Raw genomic sequence first — 22,784 nt, forward strand, 5'->3', positions numbered from 1 at the left:
GGCGTGGGGTGGGAATGCGGGAGTGTGGGCGGGCGTTGCGGGTGGCGGACCTCCTGTGCCGGGTGGAAGACGCCCGTGGCAGACTGGTCAATCGGCCACCGGTTCCGGTTCACGCCCGAGCCCGTCGCGGACGACGGGGAGCATCGACGGCGACCCGGCGACCACCGACGAAAGGACCGAGGCGACATGAAGCCCAACATCCACCCGGAGTACGTGACCACCGAGGTCCGCTGCTCCTGCGGCAACACCTTCACGACCCGCAGCACCGCCAAGGGCGGCGCCATCAGCGTCGAGACCTGCAGCGCCTGCCACCCGTTCTACACCGGTAAGCAGCGCGTGCTGGACACCGCCGGTCGGGTCGCGAAGTTCCAGCAGAAGTACGCCAAGGTTCAGGGCAAGAAGGCCAAGTAGCTCCGTCGACGACGCCCGTGTCCGGCTCCTGCCGGGCACGGGCGTTCGTCCGTTTGCGCCGGTTTTCACACCCAAGGAGCATCCGCAGCATGAGCAGTGAGCGCCTGGCCGCCCTCCTCGACGAGTACGCCGAGCTGGAGCGGCGGCTGGCCGACCCGGCCATCCACGCCGACCAGGGCACCGCCCGGCGGGTCGGCCGCCGGTACGCCGAGCTGGTCCCGCTGCACAAGGCGGCCGGCGAGCTGGAGCAGGCGCGCGCCGACCTGGCCGCCGCGCGCGAGCTGGCCGCCGAGGACGCCACGTTCGCCACCGAGGCGGAGGCCATCGCCAGCTCCCTGCCGGCGCTCGAGGAACGGCTCGCGGAACTGCTCATCCCGCGCGACCCGCACGACGCCAAGGACGTGATCGTCGAGATCAAGGCCGGTGAGGGCGGCGAGGAGTCGGCGCTGTTCGCCGGGGACCTGCTGCGGATGTACACCAGGTACGCCGAGCGGCACGGCTGGGTCACCGAGGTGATCGACGCCCAGGACTCCGACCTCGGCGGCGTCAAGGACGTGTCGCTGGCGATCAAGAGCAAGGGCGTGCCGGAGGGCGGCAACGGGGTCTGGTCCCGGCTCAAGTGGGAGGGCGGCGTGCACCGGGTGCAGCGTGTCCCGGTCACCGAGTCGCAGGGCCGGATCCACACCAGTGCCGCGGGCGTGCTGGTGCTGCCCGAGGCGGAGGACGTCGACGTCACCATCGACCCGAACGAGCTGCGCATCGACGTGTTCCGCTCGTCCGGCCCCGGTGGGCAGTCGGTGAACACCACCGACTCGGCGGTACGGATCACCCACGTGCCGACCGGCATCGTGGTGTCCTGCCAGAACGAGAAGTCGCAGCTGCAGAACCGCGAGCAGGCCATGCGCATCCTGCGGGCCCGCCTGCTCGCCGCGGCCCAGGAGCAGGCCGACGCGGCGGCGTCGGACGCCCGCAAGGCGCAGGTCCGCACCGTGGACCGGTCCGAGCGGATCCGCACCTACAACTTCCCGCAGAACCGGATCACCGACCACCGCATCGGCTACACCGCGTACAACCTGGACCTGGCGCTGGCCGGCGAGCTGGACGGGGTGCTCGACGCGCTGGCCGAGGCGGACCGCGCGGCGCGCCTGGCCGGCGAGACGGAGCTGTCCCGCCGCTGACCGCTGGGTGTTAACAGGGGGCCCTTCCTCTACCGGAGGCGTTAACAGGGGGCCCTTCCTTACCGCTCAGCTCGCGCGTGGTCGCGCCTTGGCGCGCAGCATCTCCCGGTCGGCCAGCTCGAACGCGGTGCCGAGCGCCTCCCGGACGCTGACAGTGGTGCTGCCGTCGACCTCGGCGAAACCGATCGTCACCCCGACCGGCGTGTCCGGGACCAGGGACTCCCAGTCCTCGGTGCGGACGGCGGCCTCGATCCGCCGGGCCACCTCGACCGCCTCCGGCATGACGGTGTCGGGCAGCACCACGACGAACTCGTCGCCGCCGTAGCGGGCCACGAAGTCGCCCCGCCGCATCACCCGGTTGATCACCCCGGCGACCCGTTGCAGCACCAGGTCGCCGGAGTGGTGGCCGTGGCGGGTGTTCACCGCCTTGAACCCGTCGAGGTCGCAGACGCCGATCACCACGCGCTCGCCCCGGGACACCACGGCGCCCAGGTAGCGCTCCAGCCGGCGCCGGTTGGGCAGGCCGGTGAGCGGGTCGGTGAGCGCCTCGCCCTCGTAGCGGGCCGCCTCGCGGCGCATCTCCTCGTGGTCGATCCGGGCGGCGATGCCGTCGATGTAGACGTCCCGCAGCCGGTCGCTGCGCCGCGCGGCCAGCCGGAACGCGTGCCGGTCGGCCCGGTGCGCGCCCGCGTGGTCGCCGGCCCGGGCCAGCGCGACGCTGCGCAGCCGGGGTGCCTCGGCCGCGCCGAGCGTCTCGTCGGAGACCTGGAGCGCGTCCAGCCGGGTGACCGCCTCGATCGGGCGGTTGGCGGCGACGGCCAGGCAGACCTGACCGAGCTGGCGCAGGTCGCGGGCGCGGGCGCTGTCGCCGCCGTGGCCGAGCAGCCGTTTCGGGTCGGCGTCTCCGGCGGACTCCACCCGGTCGCCGAGCGCGGCCCGCCGGGCGGCCGCGTAGCCGTACGCGGCGAGGCTGCTGGGGCGCAGGTTGCCGGCCCGCCCGCCGCGCAGGAAGCGGGCCAGGTCACCGGCGACGTCGCGGAGCACCCGCAGGCAGCCGTCGCTGTCGCCGTTGTGGTCCAGCGCCACCGCGTTGCGCAGCCGGATCCCCGGCGCGGCGAACGTCTCCTCCGGGATGCCGGCGCTGAGCCCCACCTCGCGGGCCCGCTCGATCGCGCCCAGAGCGTGGCCGTGGAAGCTCAGGTACGAGTACGCCATCGCGAGGTCGTGCCAGCCCCACGCGGTGTCCCGGTCCGGCGTGTCGTCGGCGCCCAGCGCGCGGGCGGCCCGGACCAGGTGCATCACGCACCGGTCCAGCGCGCCCTGGTGGTGGGCGGCGAGCGCGGCGAGCGCGTTGAGGTGCCCGTGCAGGTAGGGCTCGGCGAGGTCGCGTACCGCGGCGGAGGCGTCCTCGACGGCCCGGGTGAACTCGGCGGTCCGGCCGAGGTTGATCAGCGCGGACAGGCGCTGCACGAGCGCGTCGGCGCGGGCGTACGGGTCGCCGGTGGTGCGGATGACGCGGTCGAGCAGGACGCACGCCTCCGCGGACCGGCTGGCCTCCTGCAGTGACCGTGCGCGTCGGAGAGCGTCAACCTGGTCCTCGACCTGGTCGAGCCAGCCCACTCGCGACCTCCCTGCGGTGTGTGCCCGGACGCACCCGCTCGTGAGGTGAGCCGCGACGCCTCATGATTATTGCGTGACCGCACTCCCGCAACACCCGTCCGAAGGGACAGAACGCGAACGCGCCTCGCTGGTGATCAACCGGGTGGCGCGCGCGCTCGCCGTGGCGGGCGTCGAGGCGCCCCGCGCCGAGGCCGAGCAGCTGGCCGCGTACGTCCTGGACGTGCCACGCGGCCGGCTGGCGCTGGCCGACGGCTTCACCCCGGCGCAGCGTGACCGCCTGGACGCCCTCGTCGGGCGGCGGGTGACCCGGGAGCCGTTGCAGCACCTGCTCGGCTCGGCCGGTTTCCGGCACCTGGAGCTGGCGGTCGGGCCGGGCGTGTTCGTGCCCCGGCCGGAGACCGAGCTGCTGGCCGGGTGGGGGATCGAGCGGGCCCGGGAGCACGCCGCGCCGCTCGTGGTCGACCTGTGCAGCGGCTCCGGCGCGATCGCCCTGGCGGTGGCGCAGGAGGTGCCCGCGGCCCGGGTGGTGGCTGTGGAACGGTCCCCGGCCGCGCTGGCCTGGCTGCGGCGCAACGCGGCCGACCGGGCTGCCGCCGGGGACCGGCCGGTCGAGGTGGTGGCCGCCGACGTGACCGGTCCGGAGCTGCTGGCCGGCCTGGCCGGGCGGGTCGACGTGCTGCTGTGCAACCCGCCGTACGTGCCGAGGTCGGTGGCGGTGCCGCCGGAGGTGGCCGGGCACGACCCGGACGAGGCGGTGTTCGGCGGCGCGGACGGGCTGGACGTGATCCGCCCGGTGGTGCGCCGGGCCGCCGAGCTGCTGCGCCCGGGCGGCGCGATCGGGATCGAGCACGACGACACGCACGCGGCGGCGGTGCCCGCGCTGCTGCGCGGCGACGGCCGCTACGACCGCGTCGAGGAGCACCGGGACCTGGCCGGGCGGCCCCGTTGGGCGAGCGCGTCCCGGCGGGCGGACGGCACCCACGCCGAGACCGCCCGGGCGTGGCAGACTGACTCCTCGTGATGCTCTACGACTGTCGGTCGCCCGCCGACCGGGACCGCGGCATCGCCGCTGCCATCGAGGCGGTCAAGAACGGGGAACTCGTCGTCCTGCCGACCGACACGGTCTACGGCATCGGGGCGGACGCGTTCACGCCGTACGCGGTGAAGGCCCTGGCGGACACCAAGGGCGGCGCCCGGCAGGCGCCCCCGGTGCTCATCGGCTCCCGGCACACGCTCGACGGCCTGGTGTTCTCGTTGCCCGGCGCGGCCCGCGACCTGGTCGAGGCGTTCTGGCCGGGCGCGCTGACCATCGTCGTGGAGCACTCGCCGAGCCTGGCCTGGGACCTGGGCGACACCAGCGGGACGGTGGCGGTGCGGATGCCGCTGCACCCGGTGGCGCTGGAGGTGCTGCGGGAGACCGGGCCGATGGCCGTCGCGTCGGCCAACAAGGTCGGCCAGCCGGCCGCGCTCACCGCCGAGGAGGCGCGCGACCAGCTCGGCTACGGCGTGCGGGCCTACCTGGAGGCCGGGCCGGCGGTGGACCCGGTGCCGAGCACGATCGTCGACCTGACCGGCGAGGTGCCGCGGGTGCTGCGTGAGGGCGCGGTGACGCTGGCGAAGCTGCGGGAGGTCGTGCCGGGCATCCTCGACGAGCGGGGGATCTGAGTGCCGCCCTTCACCGTCCTGCACGTCTGCATGGGCAACATCTGCCGGTCGCCGATGGCCGAGCGGCTGCTGCTGCTCGCGGTCCGGGAGCGGCTGGCCCGCCTCGGCGTCGACCCGGCCGGTTCGGACGCGCTCGTGCACAGCCACAGCGCCGGCACCGGCGGCTGGCACGCGGGCGAGGAGATGAACCCGCCCGCGGCCCGCCAGGTGATCTCGCGCGGCGGTGACACCGAGGGGTTCGCCGCCCGGCGGTTGCGCTCGGATCTGATCGACGCCGCCGACCTGGTGCTCACCGCCACCGCCGACCAGCAGGAGTACGTGGTGGCGCTGCGGCCGGACGCCGCCGCGCGCACGTTCGTGCTGGGTGAGTTCGGCCGTCTGCTCGGCGGGCTGGACCGCGCTGCGCTGCCGCCGGCCGAGCCCACGCCGGACGCCGTGTACGCGCGCGGCGTCGCGCTCGTGGCGGCTGTCGACGCGGCCCGGCAGAACGCCTCCGCGCTGCCCACCGACGATCTGGACGATCCGTGGGGCCGGGGCGACCAGTGCTTCAGCCGGGTCGCGGACGAGATCGAGGAGACGGTGCAGCCGCTGGCTGCCGCGCTGTTGCCCTGAGATTCATCCTTCTCCGCGAACTTTCTGCGCCTTTCTCGGAAGGTGTCGGCTAAAGCGAACATTCGGGTCATTCTGAACTGGTCCGTACGGCCGGCTCCTGCGGGGAGAGCTGATGAACCGGGCCTATCTCGACAAACTGTTCACCGTTGTGCTCGCCGGCGTGCTCGCCGGGCTGGTCCTGGCCGTCGCGGCGCTGCCGGCCGCGCTGGTCTTCGGGCTGGGCCTGAAGAACCTGATGCCGTACACCGCGCTGCCGGAGGCGCTCAAGACGCCGCAGCCGGCGCAGCGCTCCAACCTGTACGCCAACGACGGGCGGACGCTCATCACCTCGTTCTACGTCGAGGACCGGGTGGACGTGCCGGTCGCCGAGGTGGCGCCGGTGATGCGCGACGCCATCGTGGCCGCCGAGGACGTGCGCTTCTACGAGCACCACGGCGTCGACGTGCGCGGCGTCGCGCGGGCGTTCACCGCCAACCGCCGCGAGGGCACCCGCCAGGGCGCCTCCACGCTGACCATGCAGTACGTGCGCAACGCGCTGGCCGGGGACCCCCGGCTGACCGAGGAGCAGCGCGCCGCCGCCACCGAGATCACCGTCGGGCGCAAGATCCGCGAGATGCGGTACGCGCTGACGCTGGAACGGCAGATCGGCAAGGACGAGATCCTCGGGCGCTACCTGAACATCGCGTACTTCGGCGCCGGGGCGTACGGCATCGCCGCCGCCAGCAAGCGCTACTTCTCCACCACGCCGGACCGGCTCACGCTGGCCCAGGCCGCGCTGCTCGCCGGGCTGGTCCGGTCCCCGGCGGACGACCCGATCAACGGCGACGCCGACTCGGCGCGGCAACGGCGGGCGTACGTGCTGGACCGGATGGTGGAGACCGGCCGGGCGAGCGCGGCCGACGCCGAGGCGGCGAAGGCGGCGGAGCTGGCGCTGGCACCCAACACCACCCCGAACGACTGCGCCGCGGTGCCCGCCGACCACAACGACTGGGGCTTCTTCTGCGACTGGTTCACCCAGTGGTGGAACGCCCAGCCGGCGTTCGGCGAGACCGTGGACGAGCGGCAGCGCACGCTGCGCCGTGGCGGCTGGTCGATCGTGTCCTCGCTCGACCCGGACGTGCAGGCGAAGGCGAGCGAGCAGGTGCGGGAGATCTACCCGGAGACGATCGCGCGCGCCGCGCCGACCGCAGTGGTGCAACCGGGCACCGGACGGGTGCTGGCGATGGCGGTGAACCGCACGTACGGCGTGGCCGCGAACCCGGACGGTCAGCAGAACTACCCGAACACGGTCAACCAGCTGGTGGCCGGCGGTGGCGGCATCACCGGCTACCAGGCGGGCTCGACGTTCAAACTGTTCGCCCTGCTGGCCGCGCTGGAGTCCGGGCTGCCGCTGGACACGGTGTTCGACGCGCCGCGCGTCTACGTCACGCAGTACCCGGTCGGCGCCGGCCCGGCGAGCTGCGGCGGCCGGTGGTGCCCGGCGAACGCCAACACCTACTGGATGGACGGCGACCGGGACATGTGGGACGCGTTCGGCCGGTCGGTGAACACGTACTTCGCCTGGCTCACCGAGCGGGTCGGCGCGGACCGGGTGGTCGAGATGGCCCAGCGGCTGGGCATCGTGTTCCGCGCTCCGGCCGACGCGAAGATGGCCCACGACGGCGCGAAGAGCTGGGGCCCGTTCACGCTCGGCGTCTCCGCCACCACGCCGCTCGACCTGGCCGGCGCGTACGCCGCGGTGGCCGCCGAGGGCACCTGGTGCCGGCCCACGCCGGTCACCTCGATCGCCGACCCGTCCGGCCGGAAGATCGCCGCCGGGAACACCGACTGCCGGCAGGTGCTCGACACCGAGGTCGCCCGCGCGGCGGCCGACGCCAGCCGCTGCCCGGTCGGCGACCAGTCGATGTACCGGCGTTGCGACGGCGGCACGGCCGAGGAGCTGGCCCCGGGCCTGCGCCGTCCGGTGGCCGGCAAGACCGGCAGCTCGGAGCGGAACGCCACGGAGACGGTCGTCGCGTTCACCCCGCAGCTCTCGGTGGCGACGATCGCGGCGAACCCGGACGATCCCCGGGACGCGGTCGGCGGCGGCGTGCAGAAGCGGCAGATCGCCGCGGTGGGCCGCATCCTCGCGTGGGCGTTGCGCGACGAGCCGGTACGCGACTTCGTCCCGCCGGGCCAGGCGGTCGCCTTCCAGCACACCAGCCCGCGCACCGGCAACTGAGGGTCAGCTCGCCGGCCTGCCGTATCGCGCGACCATGGTTCGGACGGCTTCGTCGACGACCGCTGTCGTGCGGTCCGGGGTGACCGTCCAGTCCGGGAGGACCAGGCGCGGCCAGAGCAGGTAATTGGAGATCATCCCGAGGAAGTGCGTGGCGGCCATCTCCGGGTCGGCGATGTCCGCGGCTCCCGCGTCGTGCTCGGCCGAGAGGTAGATCCGGACGGACTCGAAGTACGGCAGTTTGCCCTGCGCGAAATGTGCTCTGGCCAGCTCGGGAAAGCGGGGCAGCTCGGCGATCACGATGCGGAACAGGTCGGTCATCTCCGGCCGGCTCAACAGCGTCGCGTAGTGCCGTCCGAGGACCGTCAATCCGGCCGTCAGGTCACCGGCAGGTGGCACGTCGGCGACCTCGTTGCGGGCCCAGGAGTCGATGACGATGGCGTCGAACAGTGCCGCCTTCGTCGGGAACTGCTTGAACAGCGTCGCCTTCGACACGCCGGCGTTGTCGGCGATACGCGCCAGTGACGCCCGGTCGTAGCCCAACTCCAGGAACAGCTCGGTGGCGGCCTGCACGATCAGTGCGCGCTTCTCCTCCGCCACGCGCTGGTGATAGGCCGACGGCGCTGGGGTCATGCGGCCATCATAGCGAGGCGAGTGGGTTGACTCACCATTCGCCCAGGGCGTAGCGTCGGCATGGTGAGTCGCCCGACTCGCCATCCGTCTCGCGTCACCGGAGGATCCGATGTCCCGCTTCGCCAATCAGACAGTTCTCGTCACCGGCGGCACCGGTGGGCAGGGGGCCAGCCACGTTCGCGCCCTGCACGCCGAGGGCGCCAACGTCGTCATCGGCGCCATCGACGCCGAGCGGGGCGCCGGCCTCGCCGCCGAGCTGGGACACCGGGCGCGGTTCGTCCGCCTGGACGTCTCCCGGGAGGAGTCGTGGGTCGCCGCCGTCGCGGAGACCGAGAAGGCATTCGGCGCGCTCACGATCCTGGTCAACAACGCCGGGGTGCAGAACCCGCCGGCCCTCATCGAGTCCACCGACCGGGCCACCTGGGCTCGTATCCTCGACGTCAACCTCACCGGCACTTTCCTCGGCATCAAGGCGGCCGCCCCGGCGCTGCGTCGCGCGGGGGGAGGAGCGATCGTCAACATCGGCTCCACCATGGGCATGGGTGGTACCGCCCTCTACGCGCCCTACGTCGCCGGTAAGTGGGCGGTGCGTGGGCTCACCCGGACCGCCGCCCTGGAGCTGGGCCGCGACAACATCCGCGTCAACGCGATCCACCCCGGCGTGATCGAGACCCCGTTCATCACCGAGCCGGCGGCCGGCAGCGACGCCCCGATCGCCGACTTCTACTCGCCGGAGCCGTTCGCCGTCCCGCGACTCGGGCAGCCCGCCGACATCACCGCGCTGCTGTTGTTCCTCACGTCGCCGGACGCGGCCTTCATCACCGGCGCCGAGTACGTCATCGACGGGGGACTGCTCCTCGGCCCCGCACTGCGGGGCGACTCTCCCGCCTAACCGGCCGGGTGTTCGGCGCCCTTGGCGATGTTGCGGGCCATGCCGCCGAAGACGACGGCGTGGAACGGCGCCACCGAGGCCCAGTAGAGGTGGCCGGGCAGCCCGCGCGGGAGGAACACGGCACGCTGCACGTACCTGCTGCCGCCGTTGCCCTCCGGTTCGGCGCGCATCTCCAGCCACGCCCGGCCGGGCAGCCGCATCTCGGCGCGCAGCCGCAGCAGCTCGCCCGGGACGATCTCCTCGACCCGCCAGAAGTCCAGCGCCTCACCGACCTGGAGGCGGTGCGGGTCACGCCGCCCCCGGCGCAGCCCGACGCCGCCGACCAGCCGGTCCATCCAGCCGCGGACCGACCAGGCCAGCGGGAACGAGTACCAGCCGTGCTCGCCGCCGACGCCCTCGATGACCCGCCACAGCGCCTCCGGTGGCGCGTCCACCGCCCGCTCCCGCATGTCGGTGTACGCGGTGCCGCCGGACCAGCGCGGGTCCGACGGCAGCGGCTCGGCCGGCGCGTCCGGCCCGCTCGCGTTCGACCAGCGCGTCTCCACCTGCGCGTCGCGCACCTTGGACAGCGCCAGCGCCACCGCCTGGTCGAAGCCGGTCAGCCCCTCGGGCGGGTCCGGCACGTACGCGGCGATGTCGTGCTCGTGCGCCACCGCCTCGTGCACCAGGCTCTCCACCAGCGGCCGGGCGATCGCGTTCGGCACCGGCGTGATCAGGCCGACCCAGTGCGAGGACAGCGACGGGGTGAGCGGGCGCACCGGCAGGATGACCCGGGGCCGCAGCCCGGCCACCCGGGCGTAGCGCTGCATCATGTCGCTGAAGGTCAGCACGTCCGGGCCGCCGATGTCGAAGGCCCGGTTCACCTCGGCCGGCAGGTGCGCGCAGCCGACCAGGTAGCGCAGCACGTCCCGGACCGCGATCGGCTGGATTCGGTTGCGCACCCAGCGCGGGGTGACCATCGCCGGCAGCCGCTCGGTCAGGTACCGCAGCATCTCGAACGAGGCCGAGCCGGATCCGATGATCACCGCGGCGCGCAGCACCGCCGTCGGCACGCCGCTGTCCAGCAGGATCCGCGCGACCTCCGCCCGGGAGCGCAGGTGCGCCGAGGGCAGGCCGTCACGCTCCGCCGGCTCCGGGCCGCCGAGGTACACGATCCGGCGTACGCCGGCGGCGCGCGCCGCCTCGGCGAAGTTGGTCGCCGCCTCCCGGTCGGCAGCCTCGAAGCCGCGCTGGCCGAGCGAGTGGACCAGGTAGTACGCGACCTCCACGCCCTCGAACGCGGACGGCAGCGTCTCCGGGCGGCGCAGGTCGCCCTCGACGATCTCCGCGTCGGCCGCCCAGGGCACGTCCCGCAGCCGCCCGGCCGTGCGGGCCAGGCAGCGTACGGTGTGCCCCTCGGCCAGCAGCCGGGGCGCCAGGCGCCCGCCGATGTAGCCGGTCGCGCCGGTGACGAGGCATCTCACGGCATCCAGTCTGCGGCTCCGTAGACTCCTTCGCTGTGGAGAACGCGAGGGACACCTTCTGGGGGCCGGACTTCCAGCAGCTCAGTACCGTCGACCCGGAGATCGCCGAGGTGGTGCTGGGGGAGCTGGACCGGCTGCGCGGCGGTCTGCAACTGATCGCCAGCGAGAACCTCACCTCGCCCGCGGTGCTGGCCGCGCTCGGTTCCACGCTCACCAACAAGTACGCCGAGGGCTACCCGGGCCGGCGCTACTACGGCGGCTGCGCCGAGGTGGACCGGGCCGAGGAGCTGGGCGTCGCCCGGGCGAAGGACCTGTTCGGCGCCGAGCACGCCAACCTCCAGCCGCACTCCGGGGCGAGCGCCAACCTGGCCGCGTACGCCGCCCTGGTGCAGCCCGGTGACACGGTGCTGGCCATGGACCTGCCGCACGGCGGGCACCTGACCCACGGCAGCCGGGTGAACTTCTCCGGCAAGTGGTTCCACCCGGTCGGCTACACCGTCCGGCCGGACACCGAGACGATCGACTACGACGAGGTACGCGACCTGGCCCGGGCGCACCGGCCGAAGCTGATCATCTGTGGCGCGACCGCGTACCCCCGGCTCATCGACTTCGCTCGCTTCCGCGAGATCGCCGACGAGGTCGGCGCGTACCTGATGGTGGACGCCGCCCACTTCGTCGGCCTGGTGGCCGGCGGCGCGATCCCGTCCCCGGTGCCGCACGCCGACGTGGTCACCGCGACCACGCACAAGGTGCTGCGCGGTCCGCGCGGCGGCATGATCCTCTGCCGGGAGCCGCTGGCCGCGCGGATCGACAAGGCGGTCTTCCCGTTCACCCAGGGCGGCCCGCTGATGCACGCGGTGGCGGCCAAGGCGGTCGCGCTGCGCGAGGCCGCGCAGCCGGAGTTCCGCACGTACGCCGCCCAGGTGGTGACGAACGCGCGGGCGCTCGCCGACGGCCTGGCCGCCGACGGCCTGCGGCCGGTCTCCGGCGGCACCGACACCCACCTGGCGCTGCTCGACCTGCGTGAGACGGGCGTGACCGGCGCCGAGGCCGAGGCCCGCTGCGACGCCGCCGGCATCACGCTGAACAAGAACGCGATCCCGTACGACCCGCAGCCGCCGCTCGTCGCCTCCGGCATCCGGGTGGGTACGCCGAGCGTCACCACCCAGGGCATGCGCGAGGGGGAGATGGGCCGGATCGCCGGGCTGATCGCGCGCGCGGTACGCACCGATCCCGGCGCCCCCGGAGGCGCCGACGCGCTGGCCGGGGTGGCCCGCGAGGTCGCCGAGCTGGTCGCCGCCTTCCCGGCGTACCCCCGATGACGGCGCCACGGGCGGGTGAGCCCGGCGCGATCCGGTCCCGGCTGAACCACCTGCGGCTACCGTTGCTGGCGTGCGCGGCCCTCGCGGTGGTGGGGGTGCCGGCGGCGGCGCTGCTGCGCGGCCCGACCGGGGCGGCCGGCTTCGCGGCCGGGGTGGCGCTGGTGATCGTCAGCTACCTGATCTCCAGCCTCTCGGTCGCCTGGGCGGACGCCATCCACCCTCGGATGATCATGTCGGTCGGGCTGGTCACCTACGCCACCAAGATCGTGATCCTGGGCGTGGTGATGGCCGCCGTGGCGGCCACCGGCTGGCCCGGCCTGCCGGACATGGGCGTGGCGATCATCGCGGCCGTGGTGGCGTGGACCGGTGCCCACCTGACCTGGGCGATGAGATCACCGCTGCCCACATTCGAGCGTCGCGACGACAGCGAGTGACTTTGCTGAATCGTGTCCGGTACGGCGGGTGCCCTGACGGGCGCGACAGGAGTAACGTGGCGCCAGGTTGACGCGCCCGCAGTACGGCCCGCACGCTGTCCGCAGTGTGGGGGGTGCCGCACATCCCCGCGCGCCCCTGCTGATATTGTTCGCCACGTCATGGCCGATGACCCCCACTCCCACAAGTCCGACGAGCACTCGTCGGAGGGTGTGGCAGGCGCCGTCGTGGGTTACCTGCTCGCCGGCATTCTGGTGTGGGGTGGCCTCGGCTGGTTGGCGGAACGGTTCCTCGGTCTGCCAGCCGGCATCGGGGTCGCCGTCGGCATGATGCTCGGCGCGGCCGGGGCGATCTACCTGATCATGAAGAGGCTCAGTGCCTGAGTTCCGGCACACGCGGGTCTGTTGAGTGCGGAGGATGACACGGTGAGCGGACAGCTGGTCGTCGCCCAGGACCTTCCCTGGCCCCCCAGCGTCGGGGATTTCTACCCGCCGGACGTGGCCGGCCCCTGGGTCACCAAGTTCAGCATCATGATCTGGATCGCCGTCGCGCTGCTGATCATCTTCTTCGTGGCCGCGTACCGGAAGCCGAAGCTGGTGCCGGGCAAGGGCCAGTGGGCCGCCGAGGCCGTCTACGGGCTGGTCCGGGACAACATCGCCCGTGAGCAGATGGGCAACGCGGGCATCCGCTTCGCGCCCTACCTCACCGTGCTGTTCAGCTTCATCCTGCTGACAAACATCTTCAGCATCGTGCCCGGCCTGCAGATCTCGCCGAACTCGCACATCGCGTTCCCGATCGTGCTCGCCGCCATCTCGTACGTCATGTACAACTACGTCGGCGTCCGCAAGCACGGCCTCGGCAAGTACCTCAAGCAGAGCCTCATCCTGCCCGGCGTGCCGTGGCCGATGCACTTCCTGCTGATTCCGATCGAGTTCCTGCAGAACTTCGTCGTCCGGCCGGTCACCCTGGCACTGCGACTCTTCGCCAACATGTTCGCCGGCCACCTGCTCCTGCTGGTCTTCACCGTCGGCGGCTTCGTGATGCTCGGGTCGAGCAGCGTCTTCGTGCAGGCGACCTCGGTCTTCTCCTTCGCGATGGCGATCGTGATGGCCTTCTTCGAGGCGCTGGTGGCGGTGCTGCAGGCATACGTCTTCGTCACGCTGAGCGCCAACTACATCGGCACGTCGCTGGCCGACGAGCACTGAGATCCGGCTCGGCGGGCACCCGGCCCGGCCAAGCATCTGGTACCGACCGCGTACACGTGAGCCCTCACGTGTGAACTAGGAGGAATACCCGCAATGAACGTTCTTGCCGAGATCGGTGGCAACGTCAACACCATCGGCTACGGCCTCGCCGCCATCGGCCCCGGTATCGGTGTGGCCCTGGTCTTCGCGGCCTACATCCAGTCGAGCGCCCGCCAGCCCGAGTCGGCCGGCTACAACCGCACCTGGCTGGTGCTGGGCTTCGCCCTGGTCGAGGCGCTGGCGCTGTTCGGCCTGGTGCTCGCCTTCGCCGTTAGCTGACGCGAGCTCTCCCGATCCGGAGGTCTGACATGTATCTCGCCGCCGAAGGCGCGCACAATCCGATCTTGCCGATCTGGCAGGAGATGGTCGTCGGAACGATCTCCTTCGCCCTGCTCGTCTTCGTCCTGCTGAAGTTCGTCATGCCCCGCATGGAGGCGATGTACCAGGCGCGGGTCGACGCGATCGAGGGTGGCATCAAGCGCGCCGAGGCGGCCCAGGCCGAGGCGAACAAGCTGCTCGAGCAGTACCGGGCCCAGCTCGCGGAGGCGCGTACCGACGCCGCCAAGATCCGCGACGACGCACGGGCCGACGCCGACGGGATCCGCCAGGACATCCTCGCCAAGGCGCGTGAGGAGTCCGACCGGATCATCGCCGCCGGCAAGGAGCAGCTCGCCGCCGAGCGGGCCACCATCGTGCGCGAGCTGCGTACCGAGGTGGGCACCATCGCGGTGGACCTGGCCAGCAAGATCGTCGGTGAGTCGCTCGCCGACGAGGCGCGTCGCAAGGGCACCGTCGACCGGTTCCTGAGCGGTCTCGAGAGCACGGGGGCCCGCTGATGCAGGCCGCCAGCCGGGAGTCGTACCGGGCCGGGGCCGAGCGCCTCGACGCGTACGTCCGCGGCGCGGAGCCGTCGGCGGTGGCTGCCACCGCCGACGACATCCTCTCCGTCGCCGCCCTGCTGCGGCGTGAGCCGCGGCTGCGCCGGGCGCTCTCCGACCCGGCCCGGGCCGGCGCCGACCGCTCCGGCCTGCTCGGCGACATGCTGCGCGGCCGGGTCGGCGCGGAAGCGCTCGACCTGCTCGCGTCGATGGTGTCCGGCCGCTGGTCGGCCCCGTCCGAGCTGCTCGACGGTGTCGAGCGCCTCGGCGTGGAGGCGCTGCTGGCCAGCGCCGACCTGTCCGGCGACCTGGGCGAGGTCGAGGACGAGCTGTTCCGCTTCGGGCAGGTCGTCTCCGGTTCCGCCGAGCTGTCCAACACGCTCTCCGACCCGATGGCGTCGGTCGAGCGGCGGGCAGAACTGGCCCGGCAGCTGCTCGCCGGCAAGGCCCAGCCGGTCACCGTCAGCCTCGTCGAGGCCGCGCTCGCTGGTTTCGGTGGACGCTCCTTCACCGGTGCGCTCACCCGGCTGGTCGAGCTCGCCGCCGACCGGCGGGACCGTCAGGTCGCGTACGTGACCGTGGCGGCTCCGCTGACCGAGGAGGAGGAGCGACGCCTCGGTGCCCGCCTCTCGGAGATGTACGGTCGGGAGGTCTCCGTCAAGCAGACGGTCGACCCCGACGTACTCGGCGGGGCGCGCGTACAGGTCGGCTCCGACCTGTACGACGGCACCGTCCTGCGCCGCCTCAACGAGACCCGCAACGCGCTCGCCAAGCGCTGAGCCCTGATTCGTCGCCACCGGACCGGTCGGTACCAGGTATCCCGGGCCCTGAGATACTTAAGGAAGCAGAGGATGGCCGAGCTGACCATCTCGACGGAGGAGATCCGCGGCGCCCTGGAGCGCTACGTCTCCTCCTACACGGCCGACGTCTCCCGCGAGGAGGTCGGCACCGTCGCCGACGCCGGCGACGGCATCGCCCACGTCGAGGGCCTCCCCTCGACCATGACCAACGAGCTCCTGGAGTTCGAGGACGGCACGCTCGGTGTGGCGCTGAACCTCGACGTCCGGGAGATCGGTGTCGTCGTCCTCGGTGACTTCGGCGGGATCGAAGAGGGCCAGCGCGTCAAGCGCACCGGCCGGGTGCTCTCCGTGCCGATCGGTGACGCGTTCCTCGGCCGCGTGGTCAACGCGCTCGGCGAGCCCATCGACGGCCTCGGCGACATCGCCAACGAGGGCTACCGCGAGCTGGAGCTCCAGGCCCCGAACGTGATGTCCCGCAAGTCGGTCGACGAGCCGCTGCAGACCGGCATCAAGGCCATCGACGCGATGACCCCGATCGGCCGCGGTCAGCGTCAGCTGATCATCGGTGACCGGAAGACCGGCAAGACCACCGTCGCGCTGGACACCATCCTCAACCAGCGCGAGAACTGGCGCTCCGGCGACCCGAAGAAGCAGGTCCGCTGCATCTACGTCGCGATCGGCCAGAAGGCCTCCACCATCGCCTCCATCAAGGGGACGCTGGAGGAGGCGGGCGCGATGGAGTACACCACCATCGTCGCCTCCCCGGCCTCCGACCCGGCCGGCTTCAAGTACCTCGCCCCGTACACCGGCTCGTCCATCGGGCAGCACTGGATGTACGGCGGCAAGCACGTCCTGATCGTCTTCGACGACCTGAGCAAGCAGGCCGAGGCGTACCGGGCCGTGTCGCTGCTGCTGCGCCGCCCGCCGGGCCGTGAGGCCTACCCGGGTGACGTCTTCTACCTGCACTCGCGTCTGCTGGAGCGCTGCGCCAAGCTCTCCGACGAGCTGGGTGGCGGCTCGATGACCGGCCTGCCGATCATCGAGACCAAGGCGAACGACATCTCGGCGTTCATCCCGACCAACGTCATCTCCATCACCGACGGCCAGATCTTCCTCGAGACCGACCTGTTCAACCAGGGCGTCCGGCCGGCCATCAACGTCGGCACCTCGGTCTCCCGGGTCGGTGGCGCCGCGCAGGTGAAGCCGATGAAGAAGGTCGCCGGCTCGCTGCGGCTGAACCTGGCCCAGTACCGCGAGCTGGAGGCGTTCGCCGCCTTCGCCTCCGACCTGGACCGGGCCTCCCGCGCCCAGCTGGACCGCGGTTCCCGCCTGGTCGAGCTGCTCAAGCAGCCGAACTACTCGCCGTACCCGGTGCAGGAGCAGGTCGTCTCCGTCTGGGCCGGCACCGAGGGCAAGCTGGACGACGTCCCGGTCGGCGAGGTCCGCCGCTTCGAGTCGGAGTTCCTGCAGTACCTGCGGCACAAGCACGAGGGCGTCCTGGCCTCGATCGCGGACCACAAGTGGGACGACGACATCATCGCCTCGCTCGACTCGGCGATCACCGAGTTCAAGCAGCTCTTCCTGGGCAAGGAGGAGGAGGTCCGGATCAACGAGGCGCCGGCCAAGCCGCTGGAGGGTGAGCAGTCCCGCGAGACGGTGACCCGCCTGCGCGACGGCGCCGACCGCCCGGCCGAGAGCTGATCCGATGGCCGCCCAGGTACGCGTTCTCCGGCAGCGGATCCGTTCCGCCAAGGGGATGAAGAAGATCACCAAGGCGATGGAGCTCGTCGCGACGAGCCGCATCGCCAAGGCCCAGGCCAAGGTGGCGGCCTCGCTGCCGTACGCCGAGGCGATCACCGGCGTGCTGACGGCGCTGGCCTCGAACGCGCGGATCGACCACCCGCTGCTCACCCCGCGCGAGCGGGTGCGGCGGGCGGGCGTCCTGCTGGTGACGGCCGACCGGGGTCTGGCCGGCGGCTACAGCTCGAACGCGATCCGGACCGCCGAGTCGCTGATCGCCCGGCTGCGCGCCGACGGCAAGGAGCCGGTGCTCTACGTCATCGGCCGCAAGGGCGTGGCGTACTACCGGTTCCGCAGCCGGCAGATCGCCGGAAGCTGGACCGGCTTCTCGGAGCAGCCGACGTTCGCCGACGCCCGCGAGGTCGGTGACACGCTGATCAAGGCGTTCACCGCCGGCGCGGACGACGTGGACGGGGATGCCGGCGCCGACGGGATCCTCGGCGTGGACGAGCTGCACATCGTCTACACCGAGTTCAAGTCCCTGATGACGCAGAACCCGGTGACCCGGATCATCGGCCCGATGCAGGTCGAGGACCGGCCTCGGACCGAGGGCGCGCTGCCGGCGTACGAGTTCGAGCCGGAGCCGGAGTCGCTGCTCGACGCCCTGCTGCCGAAGTACATCAACACGCGGATCTTCGCGGCGTTGCTGGAGTCGGCGGCGAGCGAGTCGGCCGCCCGCCGGCGGGCGATGAAGAGCGCCACCGACAACGCCGAAGAGATGATCGAGAAGTACACGCGCGAGATGAACTCGGCCCGTCAGGCCGGGATCACCCAGGAGATCAGTGAGATCGTCGGCGGCGCGAACGCGCTGGCCGCGTCGGGAAGTGAAGTGTGATGACTGTATCCGCAGTTGAGACCAAGACGGCCACGGGTCGCGTGGTCCGGGTCATCGGCCCGGTCGTCGACGCCGAGTTCCCGCGCGACGCCATGCCGGAGCTGTTCAACGCTCTGCACGTCGACGTGACCCTTTCGGGTGGTGAGAAGACGCTGACCCTGGAGGTCGCCCAGCACCTGGGTGACAACCTGGTCCGTGCCATCTCGATGCAGCCGACCGACGGTCTGGTCCGCGGCGCCGACGTGCGTGACACCGGGGCGCCGATCAGCGTGCCGGTGGGTGACGCGGTCAAGGGCCACGTGTTCAACGCGATCGGCGAGTGCCTCAACCTCACCGAGGGCGAGACGATCGAGGCCGACGACCGGTGGGGCATCCACCGCAAGGCCCCGGCCTTCGCGGACCTGGAGCCGAAGACCGAGATGCTGGAGACCGGCATCAAGGTCATCGACCTGCTCGCCCCGTACGTCAAGGGCGGCAAGATCGGCCTGTTCGGCGGCGCCGGCGTGGGCAAGACGGTGCTCATCCAGGAGATGATCACCCGCGTGGCCCGGAACTTCGGTGGTACCTCGGTCTTCGCCGGCGTGGGTGAGCGCACCCGCGAGGGCAACGACCTCATCGCCGAGATGACCGAGTCGGGCGTCATCGACAAGACCGCGCTCGTGTACGGCCAGATGGACGAGCCGCCGGGCACCCGTCTGCGGGTCGCGCTCTCCGCGCTCACCATGGCGGAGTACTTCCGCGACGTGAAGAAGCAGGAGGTGCTGCTCTTCATCGACAACATCTTCCGCTTCACCCAGGCCGGTTCCGAGGTGTCCACGCTGCTCGGCCGTATGCCGAGCGCCGTGGGTTACCAGCCGACCCTGGCCGACGAGATGGGCGAGCTCCAGGAGCGGATCACCTCCGTCCGGGGCCAGGCCATCACCTCGATGCAGGCGATCTACGTGCCCGCCGACGACTACACCGACCCGGCGCCGGCCACCACGTTCGCCCACCTCGACGCGACCACCAACCTGGAGCGGTCGATCTCCGACAAGGGCATCTACCCGGCCGTGGACCCGCTGGCGTCCTCGTCCCGGATTCTCGCCCCGGAGTTCGTCGGCGAGGAGCACTTCGCCGTCGCCACCGAGGTGAAGCGGATCCTGCAGCGCTACAAGGACCTGCAGGACATCATCGCCATCCTCGGTATCGAGGAGCTCTCCGAGGAGGACAAGCTCACCGTCGGCCGTGCCCGCCGGATCGAGCGGTTCCTCTCGCAGAACACGTACGCGGCGGAGCAGTTCACCGGCGTCCCCGGCTCGACGGTCCCGATCGCCGAGACCATCGACGCCTTCCGCCGGATCAGCGAGGGGGAGTTCGACCACTTCCCGGAGCAGGCGTTCTTCATGTGCGGCGGCCTGGAGGACCTCAAGGCCAAGGCCAAGGAACTGATGGGTGAGGAGGGCTGAGAGCCCGCTCACACAGGGGAGGGCCGTCCCGGCGAAAGCCGGGGCGGCCCTCGCCGTTTCCGACCGTTGCATTACCAGATGCCCGGATCTCCGGCAAGCAGTTCGCCGAATCGCGCGGTACCGTTCCTGACACGACTTTCACATCCCGGCCGTTGATCTCTGCAACCAAACGGACCCCCGCGCCCGTCTTCCTACCCGTGGGCGTGACGATTGGAGATGCTCGTGGGCGGTAAGGGCGGCACGGACCGCGGCAAGCGGTCCATGTGGCGAGGCGTGCCCCGCTGGGCCCGCGTGTGCACGATCCTGGGCATCGTCATGGTGGTGCTCAGCGGCTCCGTGCTGCTCGGCTCCCGCGCCCTCGTCGCCCGCTACGAGGGCTCGGTCGGCAAGGCCGACCTCTTCGGTGACCAGGCCGCCGGCGCCAACGAGAAGAAGAGCGACATCAAGGGTCCGCTCAACATCCTGCTCGTCGGCGTCGACCCGCGTACGTCGACCGCCCGGCCGCTCGCCGACTCGATCATGGTGCTGCACGTGCCCGCCAGCATGGACCGGGGTTACCTCTTCTCGCTCCCGCGCGACCTGCGGGTGGACATCCCGGCCTTCGCCAAGGCCGACTACTCCGGCGGCAACGACCGGCTCAACGCCGCCATGTCGCACGGCAGCAACGTGCCGGGGCAGAATCCCAGCACCGCGCAGGGCTTCGAACTGCTCGCCAAGACCGTGCAGGACGTCACCGGCATCAAGCGTTTCGACGCCGGCGCGATCATCAACTTCAGCGGCTTCAAGAAGATCGTCGACGCCATGGGCGGCGTCGACATGTACATCGAGCGGGAGGTCCGGTCCGAACACCTCCAGCCGGACGGTACGCCCCGCCAGCTCCGGCCCGGTGGCGGCGGCTACCTCGGACCGCAGGCGGTGTACAAGAAGGGCAACGCCCACCTCGAAGGCTGGCAGGCGCTGGACTACGTCCGGCAGCGCTACCCGAAGAACGGCGTGCCGGACGGTGACTACGGCCGGCAGCGGCACCAGCAGCAGTTCGTCAAGGCCATGGCGAGCCAGGCGGTCAGCGCCGACGTGGTGACCAACCCGGTCAAGCTCGACCGGGTGCTGCGGGCCGCCGGCAAGTCGCTCGTCTTCAACGGGCGCGGCAACAGCGTGGTGGACTTCGGGCTGGCGCTGAAGGACATCCGTCCGAACGCGATCGAGACGATCAAGCTGCCCGGCGGGGCGATCGGCTCCGGCAGCGCGTACCGGGGTGAGCGGCTGCTCGAACCGGCGGAGGACTTCTTCACCGCCCTGCGCACCGAACAGCTCGATGCCTTCCTGCTGGAGCACCCCGACTTCATTCAGAAAACCAAGTAGCCTGGGCGGGTGCGGGGCCGTGGTGGTCCGGCTCTCACCACCCGCGTTGGGTGGGCCGCGGGGGCGCGACTAGACTTTCGGCAATCCGCCGCCGCAGCAAGGAGACAGCGTGGCACAGCAGCTTCACGTCGAGCTCGTAGCCGTCGAGGAGAAGGTCTGGACCGGCGAGGCCGAAATGGTCGTCGCACGGACGACCGAGGGTGAGCTCGGTGTGTTGCCGGGGCACGCGCCGCTGCTCGGCCAGCTCGCGGAGCCCAGCCAGGTACGCATCAAGCAGGCCGGTGGCCAGCAGGTCGTCTTCGACGTGCCCGGCGGCTTCCTGTCGGTGACCAGCGAGGGCGTCACGGTGCTCGCCGAGAGCGCGACCCCCGCCACCCCGGCCCGCTGAGCAGACCCGCCGATGGAGATCGTCGAAGGGTTCGGAATCGGCGTAGCGGTAGTCGTCGTCGGCATTCTGATCCTCTTCATCCGGCGGGCACTGTTCACCCGTAGCGGTGGCACCATCCGGCTGAGCGTCCGCGTCTCCACGATCCTCGACGGTCGTGGCTGGTCACCCGGGTTCGGTCGCTTCGTCGGCGACGAACTCCGCTGGTACCGCATGTTCAGCTTCGCGCTGCGCCCCAAGCGGGTGCTCTCCCGTGAGGGGCTGGCGGTCGAGCGACGCCGGCTGCCCGAGGGACAGGAGCGCATGTCGATGCCGGCCGAGTGGGTGATCCTGCGCTGTACCAGCCACCACGCGCCGATCGAGATCGCCATGGCGCGTTCCACGGTTACCGGATTCCTGTCCTGGCTCGAGGCCGCCCCACCCGGGGCGGTCTCGCCGCGTCTGGCCTCCCAGGACTGGCCCGCCGCCTGACCCCCGCCGCCCGAAGTGGCGGCACCCCCGCACACCTTGGCCGGCTGAATCCGGCACCCGGTTCGCCCAGTCCGGCTGCCCCCGCACGACAGCCCTCACCTCGCCATCGATCTTGGAGTTGTGGCGCCCACGATGCCCGTTAGACGAGGTATGCGAGGCACCACAACTCCAAGATCGCCGAAGCTCCCAGGAGTTCGGGACGGGTTGCCGCCCCCTAGCTCCTGAGGCCCCGCGCGATCTTGCACTTGGGTGCACCATAAATCCGGCGAATCGGGTGTTCCGAGGGCTCAAAGTGCAAGATCGCGCGTGCGGCCCGCGGACCTGCGGCGGGGCGGCCGCCCCGGGTCAGCCCCCCTCCGAGAGCGTCGATCATGAACTTGGCGGCACTTGGTGTCCGTTATGTCACCGCTAACCTCATGATCAACCCGGTGGTGGGCGCCCGGGGAGGCTTCTTCGAGGGTGATCAAGGGGTTTGTGTCCTCGTGGGTGCCGGAAAGGGCCGCAAACTCCTTGATCGCCGGGGTGCAGAGCGAGGTGCCCGGGCTGGGCTCGGTGAGGTTTGGCGTGTGTGGGGTGGATGTCCGGTTCGGGGGTGGTCGGCGGCACTCTCGTGGCGGAATCGCTGGCGGGTGCGGGGCGTTGTAACCAGGTGAACGACCGAGCAACCCGGCTCGCCCCCGAGCGAGGCGGCATCCCCAAGCCGGGAATCACCCTGGCCGGCCGGTCGTTGAGTATGGTTCCGACGACGTGAGCCCCGCGCCGCCCCCCGGTGGTGTGAGGCGCCCGGGAATGATGCCGGGCCGACGGTCGTTGGACATGCTTCCGGCGCCGCGTAGAGGCCCCCGTGCCTTCGCGAGCAGCCGAGATCCCCCTTGAGACTTTCTTGAGCGCCTGACGGTGCCCACGCACCCCCGGTCCCCCCGGGGGGTGTGTCGACCCCCGAATGGAGCCCCCATCATGAACACGATTCTGCGTAAGAGCGTTCTGGGTGTTGCTGGTCTGGCTTTCACCGGTGGCGTGTTCGCCGGCCCGGTCGCCGCCCACGCGGCCGACACCACCCACGCGGTCAAGCCCGTCAGCGTGACTGTGCAGGGTGACAAGCTGATCCCGCACGGCGT

The 22,784-nt window shown here is 71.6% G+C and carries 23 protein-coding genes; 20 read left to right on the forward strand and 3 right to left on the reverse strand.

All coding sequences use genetic code 11. The annotated features are described in order from the left end of the window. Window positions 1-186: 186 nt before the first annotated feature. Together rpmE and prfA are read left to right on the forward strand one after the other, a co-directional pair. Window positions 187-411, forward strand: a complete 225-nt coding sequence (gene rpmE, locus BAW75_RS30090) for a 50S ribosomal protein L31 (RefSeq protein ID WP_030504744.1) — start codon at window positions 187-189, stop codon at window positions 409-411. A gap of 89 nt (window positions 412-500) precedes the next feature. Continuing rightward, the gene (prfA, locus tag BAW75_RS30095; protein WP_104115777.1) at window positions 501-1,589 is read left to right on the forward strand and encodes a peptide chain release factor 1; all 1,089 of its coding nucleotides are present in this window, start codon (window positions 501-503) and stop codon (window positions 1,587-1,589) included. A gap of 66 nt (window positions 1,590-1,655) precedes the next feature. Here the strand turns inward: prfA and BAW75_RS30100 are convergent, their stop codons facing one another. Then, window positions 1,656-3,209, reverse strand: a complete 1,554-nt coding sequence (locus tag BAW75_RS30100; RefSeq protein WP_104115778.1) for a GGDEF domain-containing protein — start codon at window positions 3,207-3,209, stop codon at window positions 1,656-1,658. A gap of 130 nt (window positions 3,210-3,339) precedes the next feature. Here BAW75_RS30100 and prmC point away from each other — a divergent pair, with 130 nt between their 5' ends. The 4 genes from prmC (at window position 3,340) to BAW75_RS30120 (ending at window position 7,707) form a co-directional block, all read left to right on the forward strand. Continuing rightward, window positions 3,340-4,230, forward strand: coding sequence for a peptide chain release factor N(5)-glutamine methyltransferase (gene prmC, locus BAW75_RS30105; RefSeq protein ID WP_104115779.1), 891 nt, complete (start codon window positions 3,340-3,342; stop codon window positions 4,228-4,230). Further along, window positions 4,230-4,874: an L-threonylcarbamoyladenylate synthase gene (locus BAW75_RS30110; protein WP_043330966.1), complete on the forward strand. Its 645-nt coding sequence runs from the start codon at window positions 4,230-4,232 to the stop codon at window positions 4,872-4,874. Before prmC ends, BAW75_RS30110 begins: the two co-directional genes overlap by 1 nt. Further along, complete coding sequence (locus tag BAW75_RS30115; RefSeq protein ID WP_104115780.1) at window positions 4,875-5,486, forward strand: arsenate reductase/protein-tyrosine-phosphatase family protein; 612 nt, start codon at window positions 4,875-4,877, stop codon at window positions 5,484-5,486. It begins immediately after the preceding gene. 112 nt (window positions 5,487-5,598) lie between these two features. Continuing rightward, on the forward strand, window positions 5,599-7,707 hold the full coding sequence (locus BAW75_RS30120; RefSeq protein ID WP_104115781.1) for a transglycosylase domain-containing protein: 2,109 nt from the start codon (window positions 5,599-5,601) through the stop codon (window positions 7,705-7,707). A 3-nt stretch (window positions 7,708-7,710) separates the two neighbouring features. Here the strand turns inward: BAW75_RS30120 and BAW75_RS30125 are convergent, their stop codons facing one another. Next, entirely contained in the window at window positions 7,711-8,337 is a 627-nt protein-coding gene (locus BAW75_RS30125) for a TetR/AcrR family transcriptional regulator (protein WP_104115782.1), read from the reverse strand. Window positions 8,338-8,446: 109 nt separating this feature from the next. Here BAW75_RS30125 and BAW75_RS30130 point away from each other — a divergent pair, with 109 nt between their 5' ends. Next, the gene (locus BAW75_RS30130) at window positions 8,447-9,229 is read left to right on the forward strand and encodes an SDR family NAD(P)-dependent oxidoreductase (protein ID WP_104115783.1); all 783 of its coding nucleotides are present in this window, start codon (window positions 8,447-8,449) and stop codon (window positions 9,227-9,229) included. Here BAW75_RS30130 and BAW75_RS30135 read toward each other — a convergent pair. Beyond that, window positions 9,226-10,692: an SDR family oxidoreductase gene (locus tag BAW75_RS30135; protein WP_104115784.1), complete on the reverse strand. Its 1,467-nt coding sequence runs from the start codon at window positions 10,690-10,692 to the stop codon at window positions 9,226-9,228. The two genes, BAW75_RS30130 and BAW75_RS30135, sit on opposite strands and share 4 nt — an antisense overlap. A gap of 35 nt (window positions 10,693-10,727) precedes the next feature. On the opposite strand from BAW75_RS30135, the gene BAW75_RS30140 reads away from it, so the two are divergent. From BAW75_RS30140 to BAW75_RS30200, 13 genes are all read left to right on the forward strand, one after another. Next, window positions 10,728-12,014: a serine hydroxymethyltransferase gene (locus tag BAW75_RS30140; protein ID WP_104115785.1), complete on the forward strand. Its 1,287-nt coding sequence runs from the start codon at window positions 10,728-10,730 to the stop codon at window positions 12,012-12,014. Further along, window positions 12,011-12,448: a Cg1360 family ATP-synthase-associated protein gene (locus BAW75_RS30145; protein ID WP_064447834.1), complete on the forward strand. Its 438-nt coding sequence runs from the start codon at window positions 12,011-12,013 to the stop codon at window positions 12,446-12,448. Before BAW75_RS30140 ends, BAW75_RS30145 begins: the two co-directional genes overlap by 4 nt. Before the next feature lie 159 nt (window positions 12,449-12,607). Beyond that, the gene (locus BAW75_RS30150; RefSeq protein ID WP_030504733.1) at window positions 12,608-12,829 is read left to right on the forward strand and encodes a hypothetical protein; all 222 of its coding nucleotides are present in this window, start codon (window positions 12,608-12,610) and stop codon (window positions 12,827-12,829) included. A gap of 42 nt (window positions 12,830-12,871) precedes the next feature. After that, a complete protein-coding gene (gene atpB, locus BAW75_RS30155) occupies window positions 12,872-13,651 on the forward strand; it encodes a F0F1 ATP synthase subunit A (RefSeq protein WP_043328655.1) in 780 nt (259 codons plus the stop codon). Window positions 13,652-13,744: 93 nt separating this feature from the next. Beyond that, window positions 13,745-13,969, forward strand: coding sequence for an ATP synthase F0 subunit C (gene atpE, locus BAW75_RS30160; RefSeq protein ID WP_018789141.1), 225 nt, complete (start codon window positions 13,745-13,747; stop codon window positions 13,967-13,969). A 29-nt stretch (window positions 13,970-13,998) separates the two neighbouring features. Beyond that, on the forward strand, window positions 13,999-14,526 hold the full coding sequence (locus BAW75_RS30165; protein ID WP_030504731.1) for a F0F1 ATP synthase subunit B: 528 nt from the start codon (window positions 13,999-14,001) through the stop codon (window positions 14,524-14,526). Then, window positions 14,526-15,347 (forward strand): F0F1 ATP synthase subunit delta, encoded by an 822-nt coding sequence (locus BAW75_RS30170; protein ID WP_030504730.1) that lies wholly within the window; start codon window positions 14,526-14,528, stop codon window positions 15,345-15,347. The genes BAW75_RS30165 and BAW75_RS30170 overlap by 1 nt, the downstream gene beginning before the upstream one ends. Window positions 15,348-15,419: 72 nt before the next feature. Beyond that, the gene (atpA, locus tag BAW75_RS30175) at window positions 15,420-17,069 is read left to right on the forward strand and encodes a F0F1 ATP synthase subunit alpha (RefSeq protein WP_064447833.1); all 1,650 of its coding nucleotides are present in this window, start codon (window positions 15,420-15,422) and stop codon (window positions 17,067-17,069) included. Window positions 17,070-17,073: 4 nt separating this feature from the next. After that, the gene (locus BAW75_RS30180) at window positions 17,074-18,003 is read left to right on the forward strand and encodes a F0F1 ATP synthase subunit gamma (protein ID WP_030504728.1); all 930 of its coding nucleotides are present in this window, start codon (window positions 17,074-17,076) and stop codon (window positions 18,001-18,003) included. Beyond that, entirely contained in the window at window positions 18,003-19,448 is a 1,446-nt protein-coding gene (gene atpD, locus BAW75_RS30185) for a F0F1 ATP synthase subunit beta (protein WP_043328657.1), read from the forward strand. The genes BAW75_RS30180 and atpD overlap by 1 nt, the downstream gene beginning before the upstream one ends. A gap of 216 nt (window positions 19,449-19,664) precedes the next feature. Further along, entirely contained in the window at window positions 19,665-20,810 is a 1,146-nt protein-coding gene (locus BAW75_RS30190) for an LCP family protein (protein WP_043328659.1), read from the forward strand. Between the two features lie 109 nt (window positions 20,811-20,919). Further along, a complete protein-coding gene (locus tag BAW75_RS30195) occupies window positions 20,920-21,198 on the forward strand; it encodes a F0F1 ATP synthase subunit epsilon (protein WP_043328661.1) in 279 nt (92 codons plus the stop codon). A gap of 12 nt (window positions 21,199-21,210) precedes the next feature. Further along, window positions 21,211-21,666 (forward strand): DUF2550 domain-containing protein, encoded by a 456-nt coding sequence (locus tag BAW75_RS30200; RefSeq protein WP_104115786.1) that lies wholly within the window; start codon window positions 21,211-21,213, stop codon window positions 21,664-21,666. Window positions 21,667-22,784 lie beyond the last annotated feature (1,118 nt).

Source organism: Micromonospora chalcea (genome assembly GCF_002926165.1).
GTDB lineage: Bacteria > Actinomycetota > Actinomycetes > Mycobacteriales > Micromonosporaceae > Micromonospora > Micromonospora chalcea.

What these genes read in the sequence shown, in the direction of transcription:
- rpmE (WP_030504744.1), top strand. Translation starts at nt 187, where the DNA reads ATGAAGCCCAACATCCACCCGGAGTACGTGACCACCGAGGTCCGCTGC.
- prfA (WP_104115777.1), top strand. Translation starts at nt 501, where the DNA reads ATGAGCAGTGAGCGCCTGGCCGCCCTCCTCGACGAGTACGCCGAGCTG.
- BAW75_RS30110 (WP_043330966.1), top strand. Translation starts at nt 4,230, where the DNA reads ATGCTCTACGACTGTCGGTCGCCCGCCGACCGGGACCGCGGCATCGCC.
- BAW75_RS30120 (WP_104115781.1), top strand. Translation starts at nt 5,599, where the DNA reads ATGAACCGGGCCTATCTCGACAAACTGTTCACCGTTGTGCTCGCCGGC.
- BAW75_RS30125 (WP_104115782.1), bottom strand. Translation starts at nt 8,337, where the DNA reads ATGACCCCAGCGCCGTCGGCCTATCACCAGCGCGTGGCGGAGGAGAAG.
- BAW75_RS30130 (WP_104115783.1), top strand. Translation starts at nt 8,447, where the DNA reads ATGTCCCGCTTCGCCAATCAGACAGTTCTCGTCACCGGCGGCACCGGT.
- BAW75_RS30145 (WP_064447834.1), top strand. Translation starts at nt 12,011, where the DNA reads ATGACGGCGCCACGGGCGGGTGAGCCCGGCGCGATCCGGTCCCGGCTG.
- BAW75_RS30150 (WP_030504733.1), top strand. Translation starts at nt 12,608, where the DNA reads ATGGCCGATGACCCCCACTCCCACAAGTCCGACGAGCACTCGTCGGAG.
- atpE (WP_018789141.1), top strand. Translation starts at nt 13,745, where the DNA reads ATGAACGTTCTTGCCGAGATCGGTGGCAACGTCAACACCATCGGCTAC.
- BAW75_RS30165 (WP_030504731.1), top strand. Translation starts at nt 13,999, where the DNA reads ATGTATCTCGCCGCCGAAGGCGCGCACAATCCGATCTTGCCGATCTGG.
- BAW75_RS30170 (WP_030504730.1), top strand. Translation starts at nt 14,526, where the DNA reads ATGCAGGCCGCCAGCCGGGAGTCGTACCGGGCCGGGGCCGAGCGCCTC.
- atpA (WP_064447833.1), top strand. Translation starts at nt 15,420, where the DNA reads ATGGCCGAGCTGACCATCTCGACGGAGGAGATCCGCGGCGCCCTGGAG.
- BAW75_RS30180 (WP_030504728.1), top strand. Translation starts at nt 17,074, where the DNA reads ATGGCCGCCCAGGTACGCGTTCTCCGGCAGCGGATCCGTTCCGCCAAG.
- atpD (WP_043328657.1), top strand. Translation starts at nt 18,003, where the DNA reads ATGACTGTATCCGCAGTTGAGACCAAGACGGCCACGGGTCGCGTGGTC.
- BAW75_RS30190 (WP_043328659.1), top strand. Translation starts at nt 19,665, where the DNA reads ATGCTCGTGGGCGGTAAGGGCGGCACGGACCGCGGCAAGCGGTCCATG.
- BAW75_RS30200 (WP_104115786.1), top strand. Translation starts at nt 21,211, where the DNA reads ATGGAGATCGTCGAAGGGTTCGGAATCGGCGTAGCGGTAGTCGTCGTC.